Source organism: Snodgrassella sp. B3800 (assembly GCF_026535865.1).
In the GTDB taxonomy this organism is placed as follows: domain Bacteria; phylum Pseudomonadota; class Gammaproteobacteria; order Burkholderiales; family Neisseriaceae; genus Snodgrassella; species Snodgrassella alvi_E.
Genome location: NZ_JAFNPH010000018.1, coordinates 1 through 1,179, shown reverse-complemented (window position 1 = coordinate 1,179; position 1,179 = coordinate 1). Strand labels below are relative to the sequence as shown.

The window sequence follows — 1,179 nt, the reverse complement described above, 5'->3', positions numbered from 1 at the left end:
CTCCTAACCGACTAACATATAAATTAGCATAATTTTAGGATAATGCAAACAAAAACATACACAAAAATTAACTAATGTAATGAAATATTAACTCTAAATGGATTATTATGTTTTAATATATATGCTATCTACCAAATATAATTAGCGTAAAATAGCAAGCAAACCGGAATTTCTCTTAAAAAATGGCAAATTGGCTGAATGAGGTTATATCAGTTATGCATGTATTGTTCCAAAAATAATTTCTGCAGTCAGTGGTGTAAAGGGTATGCATCTTTTAGATTTATACCTTGCCAGCCTGCTTTTTAATTAATTTGCCATCATTAGTCACCACCCAGCTATCCAGTATGGTAGCGATATTTTTTTCGATGTTGCCATAACTTGAGATAGGTACGGTCGTAACTCATACTGACATTTATCGGAAAATGACTAACAATAAAATCATGGTGACAAGATTTTACCTGACCAACAATGTCACATAGGATAAGGGTTTTAATGTTATTATTTGCATCCCGATAGATATACAGATCACGTCCTGCAATATTATCTGTCCATGGCTGATTGGTACTGGGGTCTATACCGTTATTGGCTTGATAATAGGTTAAGCCAAATACCTTATTTTTTTGTTTAGCGTATTCAAAATTCCAGCTTTCTTTCTTTGATTCAAGAATATTATTAAACCATTGATTGAAGGTCTTAGGCTGCTTTGGGCTATATATGTTATAAACAATCGTATAACCCCACGGAAAAGGCTGGCCTATACGAATCAAAGTTTTGTTATCATGCATATAATCAATATCAGTTTGTTCTTTCCTGCTTAAAACTGCGCCATCGGTAAGGCGATATACAAATCCAAAACTTTCGATTGGTAGCTGATAAGTAATAGGTGGGCGCTTATATTTTCTGGCTTTTCTGCTGGCATCAAAATCTCCGGGATCCCCGACATAGCGTACCCAAGTAGATACCACACCCCCGGGAATGCTGACTGGTTTACCGCCCAGATTACCAATGGAATCATAGCGGCCAAATCGATCCTGATTAATGAAAGGTACCGGCTGCTGTTTGGCTTTGTCTTTATCCTTATCAGAACAGCCAGACAGCAAAAGCAGGCCAGTTAAACAGACAGCTTTAGCATACGATATCAATAAATTTCTCATACTGATGTCTCCTAACCGACTAACA

At 36.5% G+C, this 1,179-nt stretch carries 1 protein-coding gene; it reads right to left on the bottom strand.

The features are described 5' to 3' along the window. Positions 1-335: 335 nt before the first annotated feature. On the bottom strand, positions 336-1,179 hold an 844-nt coding region (locus J3U64_RS09905), incomplete at its 5' end, for a hypothetical protein (RefSeq protein WP_267409114.1).